The following is a 23,965-nucleotide window of genomic DNA, read 5'->3' on the forward strand; positions in this document are numbered from 1 at the left end:
CCGCGCCGCCCGCGCGGCCCGCGCCGCCCGCGCGGCCCGCGCCGCCCGCGCGGCCCGCGCCGCCCGCGCGGCCCGCGCCGCCCGCGCGGCCCGCGACGCCCGCGCCGCCCGCGCCGCCCGCGCCGCCCGCGACGCCCCCGCCGCCCGCGCCGCCCCAGCCGCCCGCGGCACCGCGCGCCGCCCGCGACGCACCGCGGCCCTCGGCCCGCCATACGGCGGGGCCGGGGGCCGCGGTGCGTCTGCGGGGCCGGGCGGATCGGTCAGGGCTGGACGCCCAGGATGCCCCGGAGCGGCTTGGGGAGCTCGTCGTTGCACTTGAGTTCGGCGGTCTGGGTGAGGGCGTCGTCGCGGCAGACGTAGAAGTCCTTGTAGACGATCTGCAGCGTGTACGAGCCGGCCGCGAACAGGATGGCCAGCGCGGCCGTCACCAGGCCGGCGATGGCCGCCGTCCGCTGCGGGCGGACGTAGGCGGCGGGCAGCGGGGTCGCCGGTGCGGCGGCCGGGCGGGTGCCGTCCGCGCCCGGCTTCGCCTCCTGCTTGCCGCGGAGTGCGCTGATGCCCCAGTACAGGGCGAGCGCGCCCAGCAGCAGTCCCATCGAGGGGATGCCGAACAGGCCGAAGAAGAAGCCCCACATGCCGGCCAGCAGCGCGTACCGGGCCCGGCGCTGGACCGGGTCCGTGGGGTCCCAGCGGGACGGGCGCTTGCCGTCGGGGCGGCGGTCGGTGTCGCCGCCGGTCGGGCGGGACGGGTCACCGCCGCCGGCCGGCTCCGCTCCGTCGCGCGGCTGCCAGGGCTGGTCGGGGCGCCCCTCCGGGGGAGCCGCGAACGGGTTGTCGTCGCCGTTCGGCGAGGACGGCGGGGTGGAGGACTGGCGGCGGTCCGGCATCGGGTGCGTTTCTTCCCCTGTGGTGTGTGGAGTCTGGTGGGCTGGCGCGGTGTGTGGTGGCGGTGCGTGGCGGGGTGGTGCTGGTGGTGGCTGGTGGGTGAATGCGTTGGTATGCCAGACGCTACCGCCCGGGGAGGGGACCGTCCCTCGGGGGCCGCCCGGTGTGCCGGTATCGTTGCAGGCGGTCGGTGGCTTCGTATGGTTCCCCGTATATCAGGGGCCCGGAGTTTCGTACGATCGCATAAGACGCACCCGTGAGAAAGGGCCCCCATGGCCGTCTCCCGCCTGGTCGTGCTGGTCTCCGGTTCCGGCACCAATCTCCAGGCCCTGCTTGATGCCATCGACGCCGACCCCGGGGGACCCGAAGGCTTCGGCGCGCGCGTCGTGGCCGTGGGTGCCGACCGGGACTCGATCGCCGGTCTGGAGCGGGCCGAGAAGGCGGGGATTCCCACCTTCGTGTGCCCGGTGCGGGACTACGCCACCCGGGCGGACTGGGACCGGGCGCTGACCGAGGCCACCGCCGCCCACGCACCGGACCTGGTGGTGTCCGCCGGGTTCATGAAGATCGTGGGCCCGGAGTTCATCGGCCGCTACGAGGGCCGGTTCGTCAACACCCACCCGGCGCTGCTGCCCGCCTTCCCCGGCGCGCACGGGGTCCGGGACGCCCTCGCCTACGGGGCGAAGGTCACCGGCTGCACCGTCCACTTCGTGGACGCCGGCGTGGACACCGGTCCGATCATCGCCCAGGGTGTGGTCGAGGTGACCGAGGAGGCCACTCCGGAAGGCGAAGCCGCTCTCCATGAGCGCATCAAGGAAGTCGAGCGCAGGCTGCTCGTCGATGTCGTGGGGCGTCTGGCCCGGCACGGCTACCGCATTGAGGGACGAAAGGTAACGATCCAGTGACCGCCGAAGTGACCGCCGAAGGTACGACGACGAAGCGGCCCATCCGCCGGGCGCTCATCAGCGTGTACGACAAGACCGGGCTGGAAGAGCTCGCGCGCGGGCTGCACGAGGCGGGCGTGGCGCTGGTCTCCACCGGTTCGACCGCCTCCAGGATCGCCGCGGCCGGGGTGCCCGTGACCAAGGTGGAGGAGCTCACCGGCTTCCCCGAGTGCCTGGACGGCCGGGTCAAGACCCTGCACCCGCGGGTGCACGCCGGGATCCTCGCGGACCTGCGGCTGGAGAGCCACCGCGAGCAGCTCGCCGAGCTCGGGGTCGAGCCCTTCGACCTGGTGGTCGTCAACCTGTACCCGTTCCGGGAGACCGTGGCCTCCGGCGCCACCCCCGACGAGTGCGTGGAGCAGATCGACATCGGCGGGCCCTCGATGGTCCGCGCCGCGGCGAAGAACCACCCGTCGGTGGCCGTGGTCACCAGCCCGGAGCGGTACGCCGACGTGCTCGCCGCGGCCGCCGGCGGCGGCTTCGAGCTGACCGCCCGCAAGCGGCTGGCCGCCGAGGCGTTCCAGCACACCGCCGCCTACGACGTGGCCGTGGCCTCCTGGTTCACGAATGCGTACGCGCCGGAGGCCGGCGAGGGCGAGGGCGCGGAGGGCGCGCTGCCCGAGTTCCTCGCGGGCGCCTGGGAGCGCAAGGCCGGCCTGCGGTACGGGGAGAACCCGCACCAGGCGGCCGCGCTGTACGTGGACGGGCAGCCGGGCGGGCTCGCCAACGCCGAGCAGCTGCACGGCAAGGAGATGTCCTTCAACAACTATGTGGACACCGAGGCCGCCCGCCGGGCCGCCTACGACCACGAAGAGCCCTGCGTGGCGATCATCAAGCACGCCAACCCGTGCGGGATCGCGGTCGGCGCGGACCTGGCCGAGGCGCACCGCAAGGCGCACGCCTGCGACCCGCTGTCCGCGTTCGGCGGGGTCATCGCGGTCAACCGCCCGGTGACGGTGGAGCTCGCCGAGCAGGTCGCCGAGATCTTCACCGAGGTCATCGCGGCCCCCGGCTACGAGGACGGGGCCGTGGAGGTCCTCGCCCGCAAGAAGAACATCCGGGTGCTGAAGGTCGACGGGACCCCGCACCAGCCGGGCGACCTCAAGCCGATCAGCGGCGGGGTGCTGCTCCAGCAGTCCGACCTGCTGCACGCCGAGGGCGACGACCCGGCGAACTGGACCCTGGCCACCGGCGAGGCCCTCACGGCGGCGGAGCTCGCCGAGCTCGCCTTCGCCTGGAAGGCCTGCCGGGCGGTCAAGTCCAACGCGATCCTGCTGGCCAAGGACGGTGCCTCGGTCGGCGTCGGCATGGGACAGGTGAACCGGGTGGACTCGGCGAAGCTCGCGGTCGAGCGGGCGGGCGCCGAGCGCGCCCGGGGCTCGTACGCGGCGTCCGACGCGTTCTTCCCGTTCCCCGACGGCCTGGAGATCCTGACCGCGGCCGGCATCAAGGCCGTCGTCCAGCCGGGCGGCTCGATGCGCGACGACCAGGTGATCGAGGCCGCGAAGGCGGCCGGCGTCACCATGTACCTCACCGGCACCCGCCACTTCTTCCACTGACGGGACCGGCCGCGCGGCACGGCGGCGCGGTACGGACGAGACGGCGGAGGCCGCCCCGGAGCGATCGGGGCGGCCTCCGCCGTCTGCGGGGCCGGGGGTTACGGGCGCTTGAAGTAGGCGCCCGCCGCGGCGTTGGCCAGGCCGGCGATGACCCAGATGCTCAGGCCGAGCGAGATCAGGTTGAGGATCAGCGGGAAGATCAGCGCGGCGGCCTCCCCGTGGGCGTCGGCCGAGGCGGCCAGGCTCGCCAGCATGCTGATGCCGGCGAACAGGGCCTGGATCGAGCCGAAGACGATGCCGGAGACCCGGACGCCGGTGCGGCCCTTGCTCAGCTTGGCGGCGGTCAGGATCGGCCACAGGGAGATCCCGATGAGGATCAGGCCGATCACGACCGCGACCCCGCCGGCGATGGCGCCGAAGTCCGAGGCGGAGGAGCTGGAGGAGTCCGCGGTCGCCGAGGCGAACACCGCGCCGAAGATCAGCGCGATGACCCCGCCGACCGCCGTCAGGCCGCCCTGGATGAAGAGGATGACGCGGGCGGCGACCACACTGCCGGGCATGGGGACATGTCCGCCCGGGTAGCCCGCGCCGGCGCCGGCCGGGTAGCCGGGGTAGCCCTGCGGGGCCTGCTGCGGGTAGCCGTAGCCGGCCGGTTGCGGATAGCCGTACTGGGGCTGGCCCTGCGGGGCGGCGGGCTGCTGCCCGTAGGGATTGTTCGGGTCGCCGAAGCTCATCTGGGGTGTTCCTCCGTGGGAGTGCGGGGACGCGCGGCTCGCGCGCGGAGGAAGGTCCAGCGTGCGGTCCGCCCCCCGGCACTGCCCGCGGCACTACTGCGGCCATCGTCGTGGCTGGTTCGAGCCGTTGTCCAGTCGCCCGGGGCGCACCGGGGTCACTCGTTGTGCAAGTGCAATGCGCTCCGCGTGCCGTGCGGGCGTCCCGCACCCGCCCGGCGCCCGCCGTACGCGGTCCGGCCGGATCCGCTGACTGGAACCGGGGCGGGTCCATCCGGAAGGATGGGGACATGACCGCCCAGATTCTCGACGGCAAGGCCACGGCAGCCGCGATCAAGTCCGAACTGACCACCCGCGTCGAGGCGCTCAAGGCCCGGGGCACCACCCCCGGCCTCGGCACCCTGCTGGTCGGTGACGATCCGGGCAGCCGCTGGTACGTCAACGGAAAGCACAAGGACTGCGCCGAGGTCGGCATCGAGTCGATCCGCCGCGAACTGCCCGCCACCGCCTCCCAGGAGGAGATCGAGGCGGTCGTCCGGGAGCTCAACGAGGACCCGTCCTGCACCGGCTACATCGTGCAACTCCCGCTCCCCAAGGGCATCGACACCAACCGGGTGCTGGAACTGATGGACCCGGCCAAGGACGCCGACGGCCTGCACCCGATGTCGCTGGGCCGGCTGGTCCTGAACGAGCCGGGCCCGCTGCCCTGCACCCCCTTCGGGATCGTCCAGCTGCTCCGCCACCACCAGGTGGAGATCAACGGCGCGCACGTGGTCGTGCTGGGCCGCGGCATCACGGTGGGCCGCTCCATCGGCCTGCTCCTCACCCGCAAGTCGGAGAACGCCACCGTCACCCTCTGCCACACCGGCACCCGGGACCTGTCCGGGCTGCTCCGGCAGGCCGACATCGTGGTGGCGGCGGCCGGTGTCCCGCACCTGGTGAAGCCGGAGGACGTCAAGCCGGGCGCCGCCGTGCTCGACGTCGGCGTCAGCCGCGACGAGAACGGCAAGATCGTCGGCGATGTGCACCCCGGTGTGGCCCAGGTGGCCGGCTGGATCTCGCCGAACCCGGGCGGGGTGGGCCCGATGACCCGCGCCCAGCTCCTCGTCAACGTGGTCGAGGCCGCCGAGCGGGCGACCAGTGCGGGCTGAGCAGGGCGGGCGGCGCCGTTCGCGGCGGTTCCCCCAGATCACCCGGGACACCGCCCGCCCCGAGGGCGGCGGCCGGGCGGCGCCCCCGGACGCGCCCGCGCCGGCCCGGCAGTGGCCGATGCTCAGCGTGCTCGCCGCGACCGCGGCCGGGCTGCTGTTCACCGCCTTCGGGCACCCGCGGATCGGCTGCCTGCTGATCGGCGCGGTGCTGGTGGCGGCCGCGGTGCTGCGGCAGATACTGCCCTCGGTGGGCATGCTGGCGGTCCGCTCCCGGTTCACCGACATGGTCACGTACGGCATCCTCGGCGGCGCCATCACCCTGCTCGCGCTGATGATGGAACCCGACTCGCTGCTGGAACTCCCCTGGCTGGAGAACAGCGTCCGGTTCTTCGTCCGCTAGCGGGCCCCCGGACGGGCAGGCCACGGGGCCGTTCCGCCTGCGAACCCCCGGCCCCGTGTGCGACGTGCCACACGGACCGGGGGATTGGGGCGTCCCGCGGTCGGATAGCCTGCGCACATGGGGCAGGGACGTCCCACCGCCAGCTGTCTAACGGAGAAGGCCATGACCCGCACTCCCGTGAATGTCACCGTCACCGGCGCCGCCGGCCAGATCGGTTACGCGCTGCTCTTCCGCATCGCGTCCGGCCACCTGCTCGGCGCTGACGTGCCGGTCAACCTGCGCCTCCTGGAGATCCCGCAGGGCCTCAAGGCCGCCGAGGGCACCGCCATGGAGCTCGACGACTGCGCCTTCCCGCTGCTGCGCGGCATCGAGATCACCGACGACGCCAACAAGGCGTTCGACGGTGCGAACGTCGCCCTGCTCGTCGGCGCCCGCCCCCGCACCAAGGGCATGGAGCGCGGCGACCTGCTCTCCGCGAACGGCGGCATCTTCAAGCCGCAGGGCAAGGCCATCAACGACAACGCCGCGGACGACATCCGTGTGCTGGTCGTCGGCAACCCGGCGAACACCAACGCGCTGATCGCCCAGGCCGCCGCCCCGGACGTACCGGCCGAGCGCTTCACCGCGATGACCCGGCTGGACCACAACCGCGCGATCTCGCAGCTGGCCGCCAAGACCGGTGCCGCCGTCTCCGACATCAAGCGCCTGACCATCTGGGGCAACCACTCGGCCACCCAGTACCCGGACGTCTTCCACGCGGAGATCGCCGGCAAGAACGCCGCCGAGGTCATCGGCGACCAGGCGTGGCTGGCCGACGAGTTCATCCCGACCGTCGCCAAGCGCGGTGCGGCGATCATCGAGGCCCGCGGCGCCTCCTCGGCCGCCTCGGCCGCCAACGCCGCCATCGACCACGTCCACACCTGGGTCAACGGCACCGCCGAGGGCGACTGGACCTCCATGGGCATCCCGTCGGACGGCTCCTACGGCGTCCCGGCCGGCCTGATCTCCTCGTTCCCGGTCGTCTGCAAGGACGGCAAGTACGAGATCGTCCAGGGCCTGGACATCAACGAGTTCTCCCGCGCCCGCATCGACGCCTCGGTGCAGGAGCTCTCCGAGGAGCGCGACGCGGTGCGCGAGCTCGGCCTCATCTGAGTCACCCGCTGAACCACGGGAGCGCCCCGGTCGGATCTCCGACCGGGGCGCTCCGGCGTCTTCCGGGGCTCAGTGCTGGAACATGCCCGGGGTGTAGTGGCCGGGGACCGAGCGGGTGGTCACCGCGAAGCGGTTCCAGGCGTTGATGGTCGCGATCACGGCGGTCAGCTGGGCCAGCTCGGCCGGCTCGAACTGCTTGGCCGCCCGGGCGTACACCTCGTCCGGGACGAATCCGTCGGTGAGCAGGGTGACGGCCTCGGTGAACTCGATCGCGGCCAGTTCCCGCTCGGTGTAGAAGTGCCGGGACTCCGCCCAGGCGGCGAGCTGCACGATCCGCTCGACCGTCTCGCCGGCCGCGACGGCGTCCTTGGTGTGCATGTCCAGGCAGAACGCGCAGTGGTTGAGCTGCGAGGCGCGGATCTTGACGAGTTCGACGAGGACCGGGTCCAGACCCTTCCGGGAGGCGATCTCCAGGGCGACCATCGCCTTGTAGACCTCGGGGGCGAGGGCGTGCCACTGCATGCGGGCGGGCTCTTCGGGGGCGTATTCGCTGTTCGGCATGGGTTCAACCTAGGTTGCCGACCGTCCGCCGGTATGGTCCATTTTCATGACGGATTCCTGGGCCAATCCGGCGGGGGCCGGACCGGCCGGACCCGGTTCCGGTGCCTTCGGCGCCGACCTGCACCTGGAGCTGTCCGCCGGCCGCGGGCTGCGGGCGGGTCTGGCGGCGGCGCTGCGGGAGGCCGTGCGCGGGGGCCGGCTGGCCCCGGGGGCCCGACTGCCGTCCTCCCGGACGCTGGCCGCCGATCTGGGGGTGGCCCGGAACACGGTCGCGGAGGCGTACGCCGAGCTGGTCGCCGAGGGCTGGCTCACCGCCCGGCAGGGCTCCGGCACCCGGGTGGCCCCGCGGGCCACCCCCCGGCCGGCCCCCACCGGACCGGTGGTCCGCCGGCCCACCCGGCAGGGCAGGGCCGCGTACAGCCTGCTGCCCGGCTCCCCCGACCTCGGCGGGTTCCCGCGCGCCGCCTGGCTGACGGCGGCCCGCCGGGCGCTGACCCGGGCGCCGAACGAGGCCTTCGGATACGGGGACCCGCGCGGCCGGGTCGAGCTCCGGGAGGCCCTGGCCGGCTATCTGGCACGGGCCCGCGGGGTGCACGCGGACCCCGAACGGATCGTGCTGTGCTCCGGGTTCGTGCACGGGCTGATGATGCTGGGCCGGGTGCTGCGGGCCCGCCGGGTCGCGGAGGTGGCGGTGGAGGCGTACAGCCTGGACGTCCACCGGGACCTGCTGACGGCCGAGGGGCTGCGGACCCGCCCGCTGCCCGTGGACGGCGCGGGCGCCCGCACCCCGGACCTGCGCGCCATGACGGCCGGCGCGGTGCTGCTGACCCCGGCGCACCAGTTCCCCACCGGGGCCGCGCTCACACCCGGCCGGCGGGCCGCGGTGGTCGACTGGGCGCGCGCCTCGGGCGGGCTGGTCCTGGAGGACGACTACGACGGGGAGTTCCGCTACGACCGCCAGCCGGTCGGTGCCCTCCAGGGCCTGGACCCGGAGCGGGTGGTCTATCTGGGCACGGCCAGCAAGTCCCTGGCCCCCGGGCTGCGGCTGGGCTGGATGGCGGTGCCGCCGGGCCTGCTGGACGAGGTGCTCGCGGCCCGCGGCTACACCGACTGGACGTGCAGCGCGCTGGACCAGCTGACCCTGGCACAGTTCATCACCTCGGGGGCGTACGACCGGCACGTGCGGGGAATGCGGCTGCGCTACCGGCGGCGCCGGGACCACCTGGTGGCGGCGGTGGGCGACCGGTTCCCGGTCACCGGGATCGCGGCCGGCCTGCACGCCGTGCTGGACCTGCCGCCCGGCACCGAACGCTCCGTCCTCCAGGCCGCGGCCTGGCACGGCCTGGCCCTGGACGGCCTGTCCGGCTTCCGCCACCCCGAGGCCGAACTCCCGCCCCGGGACGCCCTGGTCATCGGCTACGGCAGCCCGCCGGACAGCGCCTGGGCCCCCACCCTGGCGGCCCTGGCGGCGGCCCTCCCGTAGCGGGGGCGCGGGCGCGCGGGGGAGTCCTCAGACGGGCGGCCGGTGCTTGGCGCACTCGGCCCACACGGTCTTCCCGACGGTGCGGTCCGACACGCCCCAGGCCGTGCTCAGGGCGTCCACGAGCCGCATGCCGTGCCCGTGCTCCCGTTCATGGGGCGGCAGGACCCCGGGCAGCCGGTCCGCGCGGGCGTCGGAGACCTCCACCCGGAAGACCTCCCCCAGGTCGGCCACCCGGACCTCGAAGGTCCGGCCCGGAGCGCGACCGTGGGACACGGCGTTGGCCGCCAGCTCCGCGACCACGTGCGCGACCCGGTCGGAGTCCGGCCCGCCGAGCGGATGGCCCCAGCCGGCCAGTTCGAGCAGGGCCATGTGCCGGGCCAGCCGGGCCCCGCGCGGGGTGCTGCTGAACTGCCGGTGCCACTCCTGGTCGTAGGTGAAGGGGTTCGTTCCGGGCATGGGCCACTCCTGTCCGTAGTCGTTCCACTACCGAGTGGGTTCAGGGTGGCCGAGAACGGGGAATCCCTTCAACTGGGCAGTAATGAAGGAAGGGTTGGGGGCAGGGATGGTCAATCGCAAGGAACTGAAGCCGGAGAGCAGCCCGCGGGCGGCCTTCGGGGCGAGGGTCCGCAGGTTCCGGGAGCAGCGCGGCTGGAACCAGGAGGAGCTGGCCAGGAGGACGGAGTACTCCAGCCAGCACATCTCCGCCGTGGAAACCGCCCGCAAACCGCCGACCCTCCCGTTCGCACGCAAGCTGGACCAGCTGTTCGGCGTCGCCGGAACCGCCGACTCGTTCGAACGCGAATGGCGCGAACTGCGCCACGGCTCCCTGCTGGAGGGCTTCCCGGAGTACGTCGGCTACGAGGGCCGGGCGGTGGAGCTCCGCCTCTTCGAGGTGGGCATCATGCCGGGCCTGCTCCAGACGCCCGAGTACGCCAGGGTCCTGGCGGACAGTGCGGTGCGGCGCGGAGCCATCACGCCCGAGCAGGCGGACGAACGGGTCTCGCTCCTGGCGGAGCGCCAGGCGGCCCTGATGCGGCCCAAGCCGCCCATGGTGTTCGTGACCATGGACGAGAGCTGCATCCGGCGTCCCGTCGGCGGCGCCGCTGTGATGGATGCCCAGTTGGAGCGTCTGATCGAGTTCGCCGAGCTGCCGAACACCCTGCTCCAGGTGGCGCCTTACGCCATGGGTGAGCGGCGCACGTTCGACCTGCCGGTCAACCTCCTGACGCTCCCGGACCGGTCCGTAATCATCTATGCCGAGTCCCAGGCTCAGGGATACTTGGACCGCGAGAGCGCGTCCGTGCTTCCCATGCTGACGGCCTATCACCAGCTCCAGGCCGAGGCGCTGTCGCAGGCGGCATCCGTGGCCATGATCAGCCAGTTCCGAAAGGGCACCCCATGACGACCGAATCTCCCCGCTGGTTCAAGTCCTCCTACAGCAACAATGGCGGCAACTGCGTCGAGGTGGCCGCCAACCTCGTGGCCTCGCACGGGGTGGTGCCGGTCCGGGACTCCAAGGTGGCGGCCGGGCCCGTGCTCGGGTTCTCCGCGGTGGCGTTCAACCTGTTCGTGGACGGGGTCAAGGGCCGGCGGTAGGGGCTGTCGGTTCGGGTTCGCCGAAGCGGGAGAGGGCCAGGGCGCCGGAGACCGCTACGGCGAAGCCGAGAACGGCCAGCCAGGCCAGGCCGGGGCGGGTGCGGTCGCCCAGCCAGAGGACGCCGATCAGGGCCGGTCCGACGGTCTCGCCGAGCACCATGCCGGCCGTGGCCGTGGTGACCGAGCCGCGGGACAGGGCCGAGGTCAGCAGCAGGAACCCGGCCGCCCCGCCCAGCAGCAGGGCGTAGAACGCGGGGTCGGCCAGGGCCGACCAGGCGATGTCCTCGATCAGGCGGACGGCGACCTCCACCACCCCGAAGCCGGTGCCCGCCCCCAGGCCCAGCACCAGGGCCCGGGAGCGGTCCGGGAGCCGGCCCGCCGCCGCCCCGGCCAGCAGGACGGCCACTGCCACGCCCAGCAGGCCGTACGCCAGCGCGTCGCCGCCGCCCTCACGGCCCTCCGGGCCGGCGGCCAGGCCGAGCATCGCCAGGCCCGCGCACACCACGCCGACCGCGGCCCACTCGCCGCGGCTCAGCCGGACCCGCAGCAGCCGGGCGGCCACCACGGCCGTCACGGCCAGGCTGGCGGCCAGCGCGGCGCCCACCGCGTAGATCGGGATGTGCCGCAGGGCGATGATCTGGAGCACGAACCCGGCTCCGTCCAGGGCCAGACCGGCGAGATACCGCCACTGGCGCACCGCCCGCAGCAGCAGGGCCGCGTCCACCCCGGAACCGCCCGCCCCCGTGCCCTGACCGGCCGCCGCCCGGGCGGCGACCGCCTGGAGGACGGAGGCGGTACCGAAGCAGAGGGCCGCACCGAGCGCAGAAATCATCCCAATCAGCACAAACAGACTGTAGTGGAGGGGGGATCCGGCGGCCGGATTCCATACCCCGCACGCCCGGCCCTACTCTGTCGGCAGCACGCCACCGGCAGGGGGAGCACCCAGACATGGACAGCAGCACCGGCAGTAGCACCGGCAGCAGCGCCGGCAGCAGCACCGGCACCACCGAAGGCGCCCGCGAAGGCGCCGCCGCGACCGGTCCCGCCGGCATAGCCGCGACCGGCACCGCCACCGGCCGCGCCCGCCGCCGGATGCGCTCCGGCGGGGTCGCCCTCGGCGGCATGGGCCTGCTCGCGGCGACCCTGGTCGCCTGCGGCAGCAGCGACGAGCCGGACAAGCGCTGCGCCGACCGCAAGACCCTGAACCAGTACTCCATGGAGGAGTGCAAGAAGGGCGGCCGAGGCTCCTACTACTACGGCGGCTACACCTCCACCGGCGTCGCGGGAGCCAACGACAAGAAGGTGGCCGGCGGCAGCTTCGACAAGAGCGCCGTGCAGCGCGGCGGCTTCGGCGGCGGCAAGAGCTCCAGCGGCGGCTGACCGCCCCACGGGCCGTAACCGGAAGAGCAGGCACATGAAGCGGCACACCATCGAACCCCGGCCCGACTGGCAGCGGACCGTGGAGGAGCAGGGTCTGATCTATCCGCTGACCCGCTACCCGGATGACTCCCTGCGCCCCTACTGGGACGAGAGCGCCTACTACTCCTTCTCCCTCCCCGAGGTGGAGGCCCTGGAGGACGTGGTCGAGGAGCTGCACGCCATGTGCCTGGCCGCGGCGGCCCACATCGTGGAGCAGGACCGGTTCGCCGACCTCGGGATCACCGACCCCCGGCTCCGCGAGCGGATCCTCGACTCCTGGCGGCGGCGGGCCGAACAGCCCTCCCTCTACGGCCGGTTCGACCTGCGCTACGACGGCACCGGCCCGGCCAAGATGCTGGAGTACAACGCGGACACCCCCACCTCCCTGGTGGAGGCGGCCAGCCCGCAGTGGTTCTGGATGGAGGAGCGCTTCCCCGGCGCCGACCAGTGGAACTCGCTGCACGAGCGCCTGGTCGACGCCTGGCGCCGGCAGGCCGAACTGCTGCCGCCCGGTCCGCTGCACTTCGCGCACTCCGAGGCCGACGAGCTCGGCGAGGACCTGATGACGGTCGCCTACCTCCAGGAGACCGCCGAGCAGGCCGGCATCGAGACCCATGCGCTGGCCGTCGAGAAGATCGGCTGGGACCGGCTGTCGGGCCGCTTCGTGGACGAGAAGCTCCGCTTCATCCGCAGCTGCTTCAAGCTCTATCCCTGGGAGTGGATGGTCACCGACCCGTTCGCCCCCCAGGTCCTGGACACCCTGGACAACGGCGGCGGATCGGGCACCACCTGCTGGATCGAGCCGGTCTGGAAGATGCTGCTCTCCAACAAGGCGCTGCTCGCCGTCCTGTGGGAGCTGTTCCCCGAGCACCCCAACCTGCTCCCCGCCTACCTCGACGGCCCCCGGGAGCTCGCCGGGGACGGCGGGTACGTGGCCAAGCCGCTGCTGGGCCGCGAGGGCGCCGGGGTCACCGTCCACGAGCCGGGTCCGGACGGGCTGCCGTTCGTCCCGGAGGACGGGGAGCGGTACTGCTTCCAGGCGCTGGCCCCGCTGCCCGACTTCGACGGCAACCGGGTGGTGCTCGGCGCATGGGTCGTCGAGGAGGAGGCGGCGGGGCTCGGCATCCGGGAATCGGCGGGGCTGATCACGGACGAGTACGCCCGTTTCCTGCCCCACGTCATCCTCTAGCGGGACGGTCCCGCGGTCAGGCCGACAGGACCGCCCGCAGCTGGTCGAGGCCCCAGTCCAGGTCCTCCTTGGAGATCACCAGCGGCGGGGCGATCCGGATGGTCGAGCCGTGGGTGTCCTTCACCAGCACCCCGCGCTCCATCAGCCGCTCGGAGATCTGCCGCCCGGTGCCGTGTGCCGGGTCGATGTCCACGCCCGCCCACAGGCCGCGGCCGCGGACCGCGGTCACCGCGCCGCCGCCGACCAGCAGCCCCAGCTCCTGGTGCAGGTGGTCGCCGAGCTCGGTGGCCCGCTGCTGGTACTCGCCGGTGCGCAGCATCGCCACCACCTCCAGGGCCACCGCGCAGGCGAGGGGGTTCCCGCCGAAGGTGGAGCCGTGCTCGCCGGGGCGGAAGATCCCCAGCACGTCCCGGTCGGCGACCACCGCGGACACCGGGACCACCCCGCCGCCCAGGGCCTTCCCCAGGATGTAGACGTCGGGGACGACCTCCTCGTGGTCGAGGGCGAAGGTCTTCCCGGTGCGGCCCAGCCCGGACTGGATCTCGTCCGCCAGAAAGAGCACGTTCCGCTCCCGGGTGAGCTCCCGGACCCCCCGCAGATAGCCGGCCGGCGGGACCAGCACCCCGGCCTCGCCCTGGATCGGCTCCAGCAGCACCGCCACCGTGTTCTCGGTGACGGCCGCGGCCAGCGCGGTCAGGTCCCCGTACGGCACGATCTCGAAACCGGGGGTGTAGGGCCCGAAGTGGTCCCGGGCCTCGTGGTCGGTGGAGAAGGACACGATGGTGGTGGTCCGGCCGTGGAAGTTGTCCGCGGCGACCACGATCTTGGCGTGCCCGTCCGGGACCCCCTTCACCTGGTACCCCCACTTCCGAGCGGTCTTCACGGCGGTCTCGACCGCCTCCGCACCGGTGTTCATGGGGAGGACCATCTCCTTGCCGCACAGCGCGGCGAGTTCCGTGCAGAACTCGGCGAACCGGTCGTGGTGGAAGGCCCGCGAGGTGAGGGTCACCCGCTCCAGCTGCGCCTTCGCGGCGTCGATCAGCCGGCGGTTGCCGTGGCCGAAGTTGAGCGCGGAGTACCCGGCGAGCATGTCGAGGTACCGCTTGCCCTCGACATCGGTCATCCAGGCGCCCTCCGCCGTGCTCACGACCACCGGCAGCGGGTGGTAGTTGTGCGCGCTGTGCGCCTCGGCGGATCGGATGGCATCAGCAGTACTCGACACGGGGTCTCCGTTTCGTCCGTCCTGACCTGTGACGTGGGTGACGTCACTTTCTATCCTCGCTCTTCCCGGTGGACGGCGGAAGCGCCCCTGTGTCGGGCCCGCTAAGGTGTGCGGTACGCACGGCGACTGGCGTACGGGGAACCAACTCCGGGGGAGTCGTGCCGAACAGTCCGCACACAGGGCCGCTCGCCTGGGCCTCGCGGGGTACGAATCGACATCGACCCCGGAGGAGCCGCCATGACCGCGCGCCATCCCGCCCTGCTCGCCGCCGACCCCGAGCTCGCCGCCCTGGTGGCCGCCGAGGAACGCCTCCAGGCGGACACCCTGCGTCTGATCCCCAGTGAGAACTACGTCTCCGCCGCCGTGCTGGAGGCCTCCGGGACCGTCCTCCAGAACAAGTACAGCGAGGGCTACCCGGGCCGCCGCTACTACGAGGGCCAGCAGAACATCGACCGGATCGAGGCCCTGGCCGTCGAGCGGGCCAAGGGCCTCTTCGGCACCGACCACGCGAACGTCCAGCCCTACTCCGGGTCCCCGGCCAACCTCGCCGTCTACCTGGCCTTCGCACAACCCGGCGACACCGTGATGGGCATGGCGCTGCCGATGGGCGGCCACCTGACACACGGCTGGGGTGTCTCGGCCACCGGCTCCTGGTTCCGCGGGGTCCAGTACGGGGTGCGGCGGGACACCGGGCTGATCGACTACGACGCGGTCCGCGACCAGGCCCTCGCCGAACGCCCGAAGATCCTCTTCTGCGGGGGCACCGCCCTGCCCCGCACCATCGACTTCGAGGCCTTCGCCGCCATCGCCAAGGAGGCCGGCGCGGTGCTGGTCGCCGATGTGGCGCACATCGCCGGACTGATCGCGGGCGGCGCCCACCCCTCCCCGGTGCCGTACGCCGACGTGATCTCCACGACCACCCACAAGACCCTGCGCGGCCCGCGCGGCGCCATGCTGATGTGCCGGGCCGAGCACGCCAGGGCCATCGACAAGGCGGTGTTCCCGGGCCTCCAGGGCGGCCCCCACAACCAGACCACCGCCGGGATCGCGGTGGCCCTCCAGGAGGCCGCCCAGCCCTCCTTCACCGCCTACGCCCACCAGGTGGTGGCCAACGCCCGGGCGCTGGCCGAGGCCCTGCTGGCGGAGGGCTTCGACCTGGTGTCCGGCGGCACCGACAACCACCTCGTGCTGATCGACCTCACCGCCAAGGAGGTCCCCGGCAAGACCGCGGCCAAGGCCCTGGACCGGGCCGGGATCGTCGTCAACTACAACACCGTGCCCTTCGACACCCGCAAGCCCTTCGACCCGTCCGGGATCCGGATCGGCACCCCGGCCCTGACCTCCCGGGGGCTCACCGCCGAGCACATGCCGCAGGTCGCCCGGTGGATCGCGCGGGCCGTCGCCGCGGCCGCCGCCGGCCGGGAGGCCGAGCTGTCCGCCGTCGCCGCCGAGGTCTCCGCCCTCATGGCCGAGTACCCGGCCCCCGGCCTGCCGGTCGGCTAGCCCGCCCTCTCGGGTGCGGCGGCGGGGCCGGACCCCGCCGCCGCACCTGAGACAATGGGGACATGGCTTCTGACCGTCCTCGCGCGCTCTCCGGTATCCAGCCCACCTCCGGTTCGTTCCACCTCGGGAACTACCTCGGAGCCATCCGCCAGTACGTGGCCCTGCAGGAGACGCACGACGCCTTCTACATGGTGGTCGACCTGCACGCGATCACCATGCCGCAGGACCCGGCGGCGCTCCGGGAGAACACCCGGCTCTCCGCCGCCCAGCTGCTGGCCGCCGGCCTCGACCCGGAGCGGTGCACCCTCTTCGTCCAGAGCCACGTGCCCGAGCACGCGCAGCTCGGCTGGGTCATGAACTGCATCACCGGCTTCGGCGAGGCCAGCCGGATGACCCAGTTCAAGGACAAGTCCGCCAAGGGCGGGGTCAACAACGCCACCGTCGGCCTGTTCACCTACCCGATCCTCCAGGTCGCCGACATCCTGCTCTACCAGGCGAACGCCGTGCCGGTGGGCGAGGACCAGCGCCAGCACATCGAGCTGACCCGCGACCTCGCCGAGCGCTTCAACCAGCGGTTCGGCCCCACCTTCACGCTGCCCGCCGCGCACATCGTCAAGGAGGTCGCGAAGATCTACGACCTCCAGGACCCGGCGATCAAGATGTCGAAGTCGGCCTCCTCGCCCAAGGGCCTGGTCAACCTCCTCGACGAGCCGAAGGCCACCGAGAAGAAGATCAAGAGCGCGGTCACCGACACCGGCTCCGAGATCCGCTTCGACACCGAGAACAAGCCCGGCATCAGCAACCTGCTCACCATCTACTCCACCCTGACCGGCACCACCGTCCCGGTCCTGGAGGAGAAGTACCAGGGCAAGGGGTACGGCGCGCTGAAGACCGACCTGGCCGCCGTGATGGTCGATTTCGTCACACCCTTCAAGCAGCGCACCCAGGAGTACCTGGACGACCCGGCGGAGCTCGACGCCGTGCTGGCCAGGGGCGCGGCCAAGGCCCGCACGGTCGCCGCCGACACCCTCGCCCAGGCCTACGACCGGCTCGGATTCCTGCCCGCGCGGCACTGACCACCTCCGGCCCTGGCAGGAACGGGGGTGCTGGCCCCACACTGGGGACGGCACACCCGAACCACAGCCGTCACACAGAGACGACGACACACGAGGAGACATCCGTGGGGACCGTAACGCTCGGCGTTTCGATCGCGGTCCCGGAGCCGTACGGCAGCCAGCTCCAGCAGCGGCGGGCCGGCTTCGGGGACGCCGCCGCGCACGGCATCCCCACGCATGTCACCCTGGTCCCGCCCACCGAGGTGGCCGCGGACCGGCTCCCGGAGATCCGGGCCCACCTCGCCGAGGTCGCGGCGGCCTTCCGCCCCTTCCAGATGCGGCTGGCCGGCACCGGCACCTTCCGGCCGCTCTCCCCGGTCGTCTTCGTCAAGGTCGTCGAGGGCGGCCAGGGCTGCACCCGCCTCCAGAGCCAGGTCCGCGACCCCGACGGCCCGCTCCGCCGCGAGCTGGCCTTCCCGTACCACCCGCACGTCACCGTCGCCCACGGGATCTCCGAGGAGGCGATGGACCGGGCCTACGCCGGCCTGGCCGACTACGCCGCCGACTGGACCTGCGCCGGCTTCGCCCTCTACGAGCAGGGCTCCGACGGGGTCTGGCGCAAGCTCCGCGAGTACCCGTTCGGCACCGGCCCGACCGGGGTCCCGGCACAGCTCGGCTCCCCGGTCGACGAGCCCGCCGCACGCCGCCCCTGAGGGAGGGCGCGCAGCGCCAGGAAGAGGAGCCGGCGCAGGACCAGGACGTGCATCGGGCGAAAAGTCACAGTCGACGACCGTAGCGCCCGAAAGCGGCGATCCCGGCTATTTGCGAACCCTCAATTACGGTGGGCGCATGGACTGGCTGAAGAACCTCCCCGTCATCGGTCCGCTGCTGACCCGCCTGACGCTCACTCATCCGTGGCGCTCCTACGAACGTTTGGAGCGGGTGCACTGGAGCCGGCTGGCCGCCGCCATCACCTTCATCAGCTTCCTCGCCCTGTTCCCGCTGATCACCGTCGCCGCCGCGGTCGGCGCGGCGCTGCTCAGCCCCGACCAGCTGAAGAAGCTGGAGGACACGCTTGCCGAACAGGTCCCCGGGATCTCCGAGCAGCTCGACATCGGCGCCCTGGTCGCCAACGCGGCCACCATCGGCCTGGTGGCCGGCGCGATCCTGCTCTTCACCGGCATCGGCTGGGTCGGCTCCATGCGGGACTGCCTGCGCGCCGTCTGGGACAAGGACGACGAGGACGGCAACCCCTTCGTCCGCAAGGGCAAGGACGCCCTGGTCCTGCTCGGGCTCGGCGGCGCCGGACTGGCCTCCGCCGCCGCCTCCGTCCTCGGCGCCAGCGCGGTCGGCCGGGGCGCCCGCTGGCTGGGCGTCCCCGAGCACGGGGCCGGCGGGGTGCTGCTGCGCGCCGCCGCCTTCCTGGTCGGGGTGCTCGCCGCGTTCCTGCTGCTGCTCTACCTGCTCACCCTGCTGCCGGGGGTGCAGCCGCCCAGGCCCCGGCTGATCCAGGCCGCGCTGATCGGCGCGGCCGGGTTCGAACTGCTGAAACTGCTGCTCAGCGGCTATATGCGGGAGGTCGCGGCGAAGAGCATGTACGGGGCCTTCGGGGTGCCCATCGCCCTGCTGTTGTGGATCAACTTCACGGCGAAGCTGCTGCTCTACTGCGCCTCCTGGACGGCCACCGACAGCGAGCCGGAGCGCTCCCACCGGGGAGCCGCTCCGGCCGCGGAATTCACTCCTGGGGGCGACGGGCCGTCTGCCGGCCCCGGGCGCGGCGCGGCCACCGCCGGTTGACCAGGAAACCGCCGCCGGCCAGCAGCGCCAGCGCGCCGCCGGACACCGCCAGGGCGGTGCCGAACCCGCCGCCGGCCTCCTCGCCGGCCACCGCCCCGCCGTCCTTCGCGGGGGTCTCGTCGTGGGACTGGGCGGGGGAGCCGTGCGGGCCGGTGTCCGCGCTCTTGGGCGGTACCAGCTCGCCCACCGGCCGGACCTTGCCGGCCGCCGCGAAGCCCCAGTCGAACAGTTCCGCCGTCTCCTCGTAGACCGAGTTCAGCCCGCCGGTGCCCGGGTTCATCACGGTGACCAGCAGCTTGCGGTCCCCGCGCTGGGCGATGCCGGTGAAGGTGGAGCCGGCCATGCTGGTGGTGCCGTTCTTCACCCCGGCGATCCCCTTGTACGGGGCGATCCCGCCCGCGCCGGTCATCAGCCGGTTGGTGTTCTGGATCTCGAAGGTGTCGCGGGGCGCGCCGCCCTTCATCTCGCCGGGGAACTGGGCGACGGCGGTGCCCGCGTACTCCCGGAAGTCCTTCTTCTGCATCCCGGAGCGGGCGATCAGGGTCAGGTCGTAGGCGCTGGAGACCTGGCCGGGGGCGTCGTAGCCGTCCGGGGTCACCACATGGGTGTCCAGGGCCTGGAGCTCCTCGGCGTGCTCCTGCATGTCCTTGACGGTCTTGTCGATCCCGCCGTTCATGGCGGAGAGGACGTGCACGGCGTCGTTGCCGGAGCGCAGGAACACGCCCAGCCACAGGTCGTGGACCGAGTACTCCAGGCCCTCCTTGATGCCGACGGTGCTGGAGCCCGGGCCGACGCCCTCGGTCTCCTCGTAGCCGACCTTGTGGACCTTCTCCTTGGGCAGGGTCGGCAGCACGGTGTCCGCGAAGAGCATCTTCAGGGTGGAGGCCGGGGGCAGCCGCCAGTGCGCGTTGTACGAGGCGAGGACCTCGCCCGACTCGGCGTCCGCGACGATCCAGGAGCGCCCGCTCAGCCCGGTGGGCAGGGCGGGGGCGCCCGGCAGCAGGTTCACCTGGGTGCCGGGCTGGCCCAGCCGGGTGCCGCCGACGGTGGACATGTGCGCGGGCGGCGCGGGGGCCTTCGCCGGCGGTTTCCCGGGCGTCTTCGCCGGAGCCTTGGCGGGCGGCTTGGAGCCGGGCTTGGGGTCGTCGGCGTACGCGGGGGCCGCGAGCACGCCGGGGAGCAGCAGCGCGGCGGACATGACCATCAGTACGGTCTTCTTTGCAGACACGATGGTGAAATTACCTTCATTTTTTCGTACTGCACGCTCCGTTGGGCCAACAAGCCGCAACGACCGCCGGGACGGCCCACCCCGACGCGTCCGTCCTGGGGACGGAACGGATACTGGAGGCATGAAACTCGGCCGCGCCGCCTCCTGGTTCCTGCTCGCCTTCGGGGTCTGGAGCTGGTTCATCTGGGTGACCTTCGTTCGGAACCTGTGGAAGGACGGCAGCGGCCTGGCCTTCGACGACGCGGGCGATCCGACCGGGTACTTCTGGGTGCACCTGACGCTCGCGATCACGTCCTTTCTCCTGGGGACGGCCGTGGGGTGGATCGGGTTGCGCGGGGTCCGGGCGCTGCGGCGTGAATCACGTACGGGCGGTGCGTGATGGCGGTGCTGCTGTTCGTCCTGGTCGCCGCCGCCGTCCTGGCCCTGCTGGTGCTGGTGCACCGCTGGCTGTGGGTGCGGCTGGTCCGTGACACCACGGCGGCCGGTTCCGGCCTCCGCCGCGCGGGCACGGCCGCCGCCTGGACCCTGCCGCTGCTGTCCCTGGCCGCGCTGGTCGCCGGCCGGGCCGGCGCCCCCTTCTGGCTCCAGCAGACGGTGGCCTGGCCCGGCTACCTCTGGCTGGCCGTCCTCCTGTACCTCACCCTGGCCGTCCTGGTGACGGAACCCCTGCGCCTGCTCCTGCTCCGCCGCCGCTCCGAGCCGGCCGGCTCGGCCACCGGCGAAGCCCGGGCCCACGCCGGGGAGCCCCCCGCCGGGCGGGGTCCGGGGCCGCAGGCCCCGGTTCCGGGAAGGGGCGGGGAGGGGAAGGCCCCGCAGGGCCCGGCCCCGGCCGCCACCACCGCCGAGCCCGAGCCCGTGGCCAAGCCCGTGGCCGGGCCGACGCGGCGGGTGTTCGTGGCACGGGCGCTGGCCGGGGCGGCGGTCGCCGCCTCCGCAGGGACCGTCGGCTACGGGACGTACGGGGTGCTGCGCGGACCCCGGGTCAAGCGGGTCACCGTGCCGCTGGCCCGGCTGCCCCGGGCGGCCCACGGGTTCCGGATCGCCGTGGTCAGCGACGTGCACCTCGGGCCGGTCCTCGGCCGCGCCCACACCGAGCGGATCGTCGCGGCCGTCAACGGGACCCAGCCCGATCTGATCGCCGTGGTCGGCGACCTGGTCGACGGCTCGGTGGCGGACCTCGGCCGGGCCGCCGAACCCCTCGCCCGGCTGCGGGCCCGGCACGGGGCCTTCTTCGTCACCGGCAACCACGAGTACTTCTCCGGCGCCGAGCAGTGGGTGGACCACGTCCGCGAACTGGGCCTGCACCCCCTGGAGAACGCCCGCCGGGAGCTGCCGTACTTCGATCTCGCCGGGGTCAACGACATCGCGGGGGAGAGCGAGGGGCAGGGCCCGGACTTCGCCCGGGCGCTCGGCGACCGGGACCGCTCCCGGACCTCGGTGCTGCTCGCCCACCAGCCGGTGGTGATCCACGACGCGGTGAAGCACGGGGTCGACCTGCAACTATCCGGCCACACCCACGGCGGGCAGCTCTGGCCCGGCAACTACCTCGCCGAGCTCGCCAACCCCACCGTGGCCGGCCTGGAGCAGTACGGGGACACCCAGCTGTACGTGTCCCGGGGAGCCGGGGCGTGGGGCCCGCCGGTCCGGGTCGGGGCCCCGTCCGATATCACGCTGGTAGAACTCGCCTCATATCAGGCATAGACCTGACGAGTTGGTAGCGAAACGCCCTTCCGTCCCGGAATTTTCCGTGATTGGGTGACCGGTATTCGGACACATGAGGGGTGAGTGCAGGGTGCGGGCAGTCCGTTCCAAGGTCATCGTGGGCGGGCTGGTCCTCGCCGTCGCCGGGGTCGCGACCTGGCAGCTGCTGCCGGGCGGCGCGGAGAAGAACGACGCGATCCGGGTGGGGACCACCGACGTCGCCTCCTCGCTGGACCCCGCCGGGGCCTACGACGCCGGCTCCTGGGCGCTCTACAGCAACGTCTACCAGTCGCTGATGACCATCAAGGCGGGCTCCGAGCAGCCGGTCCCGGACGCCGCCTCCGCCTGCGGGTTCATCGGCCAGAAGCTCACCACCTACCAGTGCGAGCTGCGCCCCGGCGTGAAGTTCTCCAACGGCCGGGCGATCACCGCCGAGGACGTGAAGTTCTCCTTCGACCGGATCAAGAAGATCAAGTCGGACCAGGGCCCGGGGCCGCTGCTGAACACCCTCGCCTCGGTCAAGGCCGAGGGCCGGAAGGTCACCTTCAACCTGTCGACCCGGGACGCCACCTTCCCGTTCAAGATCGCCACCGGTGCGGGCTCGATCGTGGACCGGGAGAAGTACCCGGCCGACGCGCTCCGCGAGGGCGACGGACTGGACGGCTCCGGCCCGTACACCCTGAAGTCCTACAAGCCGGGCATCCAGGCCGAGCTGGTCCCCAACTCCGGCTACGCGGGCGAGGCCAAGCCCGCGCACGTGCCGGTCACCGTCCGGTACTACGACGGCTCGGAGGAGCTCAACGGGGCCTGGGAGACCCGCCAGGTGGACGTGGCCCACCGGGAGCTGCCGCCGGCCGTGCTGGCCGCCCTGAACCCTGGCATGGAGGACGTCCGCTACCAGGAGTCGGGCGGCACCGAGATCCGCAACATGGTCTTCAACGTCCGGCCGGGCACCCCCATGGCCGAGCCGGCCGCCCGCAAGGCGGTTGCCGCGCTGCTGGACCGCGGCAAGCTGTCCAGGGAGACGTACAGCGGGACCGTGGAGCCGCTGTACTCGCTGATCCCGCAGGGCGTCAGCGGCCACAGCACCCCGTTCTTCGACTCCTACCAGGAGCCCAGCGCGGCGGTCGCCAAGAAGCTCCTGAAGGACGCCGGGATCTCCACCCCGGTCTCCTTCAGCCTGGGCTTCAACATGCGCGGGGCGAACGTCGCCGAGGCCGCCGAGATCAAGCGGCAGCTGGAGTCCTCCGGCCTGTTCCGGGTGCGGACGGAGGCGGTGAAGGAGTGGCAGGACTTCCAGGAGGGCTACGCGGCCGCCAAGTACGACGTCTACAACATCGGCTGGATCGCGGACTTCCCGGACCCGGACAACTTCACCGCCCCGCTGGTCGGTGCCGGCTCCAGCATGAACAACGGCTTCTCCGACAAGGCCATCGACGGCCTGATCACCCGCACCCAGGCCTTCGGCAACCGGGCCGAGGCGGCCGGCGACTTCCGTGAGGCGCAGCGGCTGGTGGCCGAGCGGGTGCCGATGCTCCCGCTCTGGCAGAAGAAGGACTACGTGCTCTCCCGGGAGGCCGTCACCGGCATCCAGCACCTCTCCGACGGCACCGGGGTGTGGCGCCTCTGGGACCTCAACTGGCTCTGACCGGCGACTCCCGGGCCGTCTGGCCGGAGGGCCGGCCCTTGCGGGCGGCCGCCGTCTGGGCCATGCCCGGGAGGAAGTCCGTGAACAGTTCGTGGACCTCCTTCACCAGCGGGCGCAGCACCCGGAACCGGGCCAGCACGATCCCGCGGGTGGTGAGCTGCGCGCCGCGCTGGGCGAGCCTGCGGGTCCGCTCGCTGTTCTCCGAGCGGTCGAAGACCCAGTAGAGGACCAGTCCCATCTGGGACAGCCACATCAGCTCGGGCAGCTGGTCGGCGAGTTCGGCGGGAACCTTGGTCTTCGCCCCGGCCAGCACCTCGCGGTGCATGTCGATGGCCTGCTTGCGGGCCGGCTCGGACTCCGCGGAGAACGGGCTGAGCGGGCTCTCGGGGTCCGCCGCGTTCTTGAAGAACTGGGCGGCGAACTCGTGGTAGGGGGCGGCGATGTCCAGCCAGGCGGTCAGCACCCCGGCCAGCCGGGTCTGGAGATCGGTCTCCTGGTCCAGGATGGGCCGGACGGCCGCCTGGTGGGCGGCGCCGATCCGGTCGTAGAACCCCTGGACCAGGTGTTCCTTGGACTCGAAGTAGTAGTAGGCGTTGCCGACCGAGACGCCGGCCTCCTTGGCGATGGCCCGCATGGTCGTCTTGTCGTAACCGCGCTCCTGGAAGAGCCGGAGCGCGGTTTCGAGGATGAGCGTCCGGGTCTGCTCGCTCTTCGCGGCCTTGGGTTCCGTCACGGTTCCCG

Annotated in this window: 25 protein-coding genes and 1 riboswitch; of the genes, 17 read left to right on the forward strand and 8 right to left on the reverse strand. The window is 72.8% G+C overall.

Going from position 1 to position 23,965, the window contains the following annotated elements; translation table 11 throughout:
- Positions 1-260: 260 nt before the first annotated feature.
- On the reverse strand, positions 261-887 hold the full coding sequence (locus tag ACZ50K_RS29545) for a hypothetical protein (RefSeq protein WP_468908491.1): 627 nt from the start codon (positions 885-887) through the stop codon (positions 261-263).
- A gap of 270 nt (positions 888-1,157) precedes the next feature.
- Here ACZ50K_RS29545 and purN point away from each other — a divergent pair, with 270 nt between their 5' ends.
- Both purN and purH read left to right on the forward strand, forming a co-directional pair.
- Entirely contained in the window at positions 1,158-1,790 is a 633-nt protein-coding gene (gene purN, locus ACZ50K_RS29550) for a phosphoribosylglycinamide formyltransferase (RefSeq protein ID WP_468908492.1), read from the forward strand.
- Positions 1,787-3,388 carry a bifunctional phosphoribosylaminoimidazolecarboxamide formyltransferase/IMP cyclohydrolase gene (purH, locus tag ACZ50K_RS29555; protein WP_468908493.1) on the forward strand — a complete coding sequence of 534 codons (1,602 nt, stop codon included), beginning with the start codon at positions 1,787-1,789 and terminating at the stop codon, positions 3,386-3,388. Before purN ends, purH begins: the two co-directional genes overlap by 4 nt.
- Positions 3,389-3,486: 98 nt before the next feature.
- Here purH and ACZ50K_RS29560 read toward each other — a convergent pair whose 3' ends face one another.
- Positions 3,487-4,122 (reverse strand): hypothetical protein, encoded by a 636-nt coding sequence (locus ACZ50K_RS29560; protein ID WP_468908494.1) that lies wholly within the window; start codon positions 4,120-4,122, stop codon positions 3,487-3,489.
- 287 nt (positions 4,123-4,409) lie between these two features.
- Here ACZ50K_RS29560 and ACZ50K_RS29565 point away from each other — a divergent pair, with 287 nt between their 5' ends.
- The 3 genes from ACZ50K_RS29565 (at position 4,410) to ACZ50K_RS29575 (ending at position 6,822) form a co-directional block, all read left to right on the forward strand.
- Positions 4,410-5,270 carry a bifunctional methylenetetrahydrofolate dehydrogenase/methenyltetrahydrofolate cyclohydrolase gene (locus ACZ50K_RS29565; RefSeq protein WP_468908495.1) on the forward strand — a complete coding sequence of 287 codons (861 nt, stop codon included), beginning with the start codon at positions 4,410-4,412 and terminating at the stop codon, positions 5,268-5,270.
- Positions 5,260-5,670, forward strand: a complete 411-nt coding sequence (locus tag ACZ50K_RS29570; RefSeq protein ID WP_468908496.1) for a DUF3017 domain-containing protein — start codon at positions 5,260-5,262, stop codon at positions 5,668-5,670. The genes ACZ50K_RS29565 and ACZ50K_RS29570 overlap by 11 nt, the downstream gene beginning before the upstream one ends.
- A 162-nt stretch (positions 5,671-5,832) precedes the next feature.
- Positions 5,833-6,822, forward strand: a complete 990-nt coding sequence (locus ACZ50K_RS29575) for a malate dehydrogenase (RefSeq protein WP_468908497.1) — start codon at positions 5,833-5,835, stop codon at positions 6,820-6,822.
- Between the two features lie 69 nt (positions 6,823-6,891).
- On the opposite strand, the gene ACZ50K_RS29580 is transcribed toward ACZ50K_RS29575, so the two are convergent.
- A complete protein-coding gene (locus ACZ50K_RS29580; protein WP_468908498.1) occupies positions 6,892-7,383 on the reverse strand; it encodes a carboxymuconolactone decarboxylase family protein in 492 nt (163 codons plus the stop codon).
- Positions 7,384-7,429: 46 nt separating this feature from the next.
- Here ACZ50K_RS29580 and pdxR point away from each other — a divergent pair, with 46 nt between their 5' ends.
- Positions 7,430-8,866, forward strand: a complete 1,437-nt coding sequence (gene pdxR / locus ACZ50K_RS29585; protein ID WP_468908499.1) for a MocR-like pyridoxine biosynthesis transcription factor PdxR — start codon at positions 7,430-7,432, stop codon at positions 8,864-8,866.
- 27 nt (positions 8,867-8,893) lie between these two features.
- On the opposite strand, the gene ACZ50K_RS29590 is transcribed toward pdxR, so the two are convergent.
- Positions 8,894-9,322, reverse strand: a complete 429-nt coding sequence (locus tag ACZ50K_RS29590) for an ATP-binding protein (RefSeq protein ID WP_468908500.1) — start codon at positions 9,320-9,322, stop codon at positions 8,894-8,896.
- 106 nt (positions 9,323-9,428) lie between these two features.
- On the opposite strand from ACZ50K_RS29590, the gene ACZ50K_RS29595 reads away from it, so the two are divergent.
- Both ACZ50K_RS29595 and ACZ50K_RS29600 read left to right on the forward strand, forming a co-directional pair.
- Positions 9,429-10,268, forward strand: a complete 840-nt coding sequence (locus tag ACZ50K_RS29595) for a helix-turn-helix domain-containing protein (RefSeq protein ID WP_468908501.1) — start codon at positions 9,429-9,431, stop codon at positions 10,266-10,268.
- Positions 10,265-10,462, forward strand: coding sequence for a DUF397 domain-containing protein (locus tag ACZ50K_RS29600; RefSeq protein WP_468908502.1), 198 nt, complete (start codon positions 10,265-10,267; stop codon positions 10,460-10,462). Before ACZ50K_RS29595 ends, ACZ50K_RS29600 begins: the two co-directional genes overlap by 4 nt.
- On the opposite strand, the gene ACZ50K_RS29605 is transcribed toward ACZ50K_RS29600, so the two are convergent.
- Positions 10,446-11,294, reverse strand: coding sequence for a DMT family protein (locus tag ACZ50K_RS29605; RefSeq protein ID WP_468908503.1), 849 nt, complete (start codon positions 11,292-11,294; stop codon positions 10,446-10,448). The genes ACZ50K_RS29600 and ACZ50K_RS29605 overlap by 17 nt on opposite strands.
- Before the next feature lie 116 nt (positions 11,295-11,410).
- Between ACZ50K_RS29605 and ACZ50K_RS29610 the strand changes: the two genes are divergently transcribed.
- Positions 11,411-11,842 carry a hypothetical protein gene (locus tag ACZ50K_RS29610; RefSeq protein WP_468908505.1) on the forward strand — a complete coding sequence of 144 codons (432 nt, stop codon included), beginning with the start codon at positions 11,411-11,413 and terminating at the stop codon, positions 11,840-11,842.
- A gap of 34 nt (positions 11,843-11,876) precedes the next feature.
- The gene (locus ACZ50K_RS29615) at positions 11,877-13,070 is read left to right on the forward strand and encodes a glutathionylspermidine synthase family protein (protein ID WP_468908506.1); all 1,194 of its coding nucleotides are present in this window, start codon (positions 11,877-11,879) and stop codon (positions 13,068-13,070) included.
- 16 nt (positions 13,071-13,086) lie between these two features.
- Here ACZ50K_RS29615 and rocD read toward each other — a convergent pair whose 3' ends face one another.
- A complete protein-coding gene (gene rocD, locus ACZ50K_RS29620) occupies positions 13,087-14,292 on the reverse strand; it encodes an ornithine--oxo-acid transaminase (protein WP_468908508.1) in 1,206 nt (401 codons plus the stop codon).
- A 112-nt stretch (positions 14,293-14,404) separates the two neighbouring features.
- A riboswitch (ZMP/ZTP riboswitch) is annotated at positions 14,405-14,495 on the forward strand.
- 34 nt (positions 14,496-14,529) lie between these two features.
- Here rocD and ACZ50K_RS29625 point away from each other — a divergent pair.
- The 4 genes from ACZ50K_RS29625 (at position 14,530) to ACZ50K_RS29640 (ending at position 18,647) form a co-directional block, all read left to right on the forward strand.
- Positions 14,530-15,795: a serine hydroxymethyltransferase gene (locus tag ACZ50K_RS29625; protein ID WP_468908510.1), complete on the forward strand. Its 1,266-nt coding sequence runs from the start codon at positions 14,530-14,532 to the stop codon at positions 15,793-15,795.
- 62 nt (positions 15,796-15,857) lie between these two features.
- Positions 15,858-16,871: a tryptophan--tRNA ligase gene (gene trpS / locus ACZ50K_RS29630; RefSeq protein WP_468908512.1), complete on the forward strand. Its 1,014-nt coding sequence runs from the start codon at positions 15,858-15,860 to the stop codon at positions 16,869-16,871.
- A 104-nt stretch (positions 16,872-16,975) separates the two neighbouring features.
- Positions 16,976-17,563, forward strand: coding sequence for a 2'-5' RNA ligase family protein (locus tag ACZ50K_RS29635; RefSeq protein ID WP_468908514.1), 588 nt, complete (start codon positions 16,976-16,978; stop codon positions 17,561-17,563).
- A gap of 136 nt (positions 17,564-17,699) precedes the next feature.
- Entirely contained in the window at positions 17,700-18,647 is a 948-nt protein-coding gene (locus tag ACZ50K_RS29640; RefSeq protein ID WP_468908516.1) for a YihY/virulence factor BrkB family protein, read from the forward strand.
- On the opposite strand, the gene ACZ50K_RS29645 is transcribed toward ACZ50K_RS29640, so the two are convergent.
- Complete coding sequence (locus ACZ50K_RS29645; RefSeq protein WP_468908518.1) at positions 18,586-19,875, reverse strand: D-alanyl-D-alanine carboxypeptidase family protein; 1,290 nt, start codon at positions 19,873-19,875, stop codon at positions 18,586-18,588. The genes ACZ50K_RS29640 and ACZ50K_RS29645 overlap by 62 nt on opposite strands.
- Before the next feature lie 121 nt (positions 19,876-19,996).
- On the opposite strand from ACZ50K_RS29645, the gene ACZ50K_RS29650 reads away from it, so the two are divergent.
- From ACZ50K_RS29650 to ACZ50K_RS29660, 3 genes are all read left to right on the forward strand, one after another.
- The gene (locus tag ACZ50K_RS29650; protein WP_468908520.1) at positions 19,997-20,254 is read left to right on the forward strand and encodes an SCO4848 family membrane protein; all 258 of its coding nucleotides are present in this window, start codon (positions 19,997-19,999) and stop codon (positions 20,252-20,254) included.
- Positions 20,254-21,576 (forward strand): metallophosphoesterase, encoded by a 1,323-nt coding sequence (locus ACZ50K_RS29655; RefSeq protein WP_468908609.1) that lies wholly within the window; start codon positions 20,254-20,256, stop codon positions 21,574-21,576. The genes ACZ50K_RS29650 and ACZ50K_RS29655 overlap by 1 nt, the downstream gene beginning before the upstream one ends.
- Before the next feature lie 91 nt (positions 21,577-21,667).
- Positions 21,668-23,224 carry an ABC transporter substrate-binding protein gene (locus ACZ50K_RS29660; RefSeq protein WP_468908522.1) on the forward strand — a complete coding sequence of 519 codons (1,557 nt, stop codon included), beginning with the start codon at positions 21,668-21,670 and terminating at the stop codon, positions 23,222-23,224.
- On the opposite strand, the gene ACZ50K_RS29665 is transcribed toward ACZ50K_RS29660, so the two are convergent.
- Positions 23,211-23,957, reverse strand: a complete 747-nt coding sequence (locus ACZ50K_RS29665) for a TetR family transcriptional regulator (protein WP_468908524.1) — start codon at positions 23,955-23,957, stop codon at positions 23,211-23,213. The genes ACZ50K_RS29660 and ACZ50K_RS29665 overlap by 14 nt on opposite strands.
- Between the last annotated feature and the right edge of the window lie 8 nt (positions 23,958-23,965).

It is taken from the genome of Streptomyces sp. NPDC033845 (assembly GCF_055576225.1).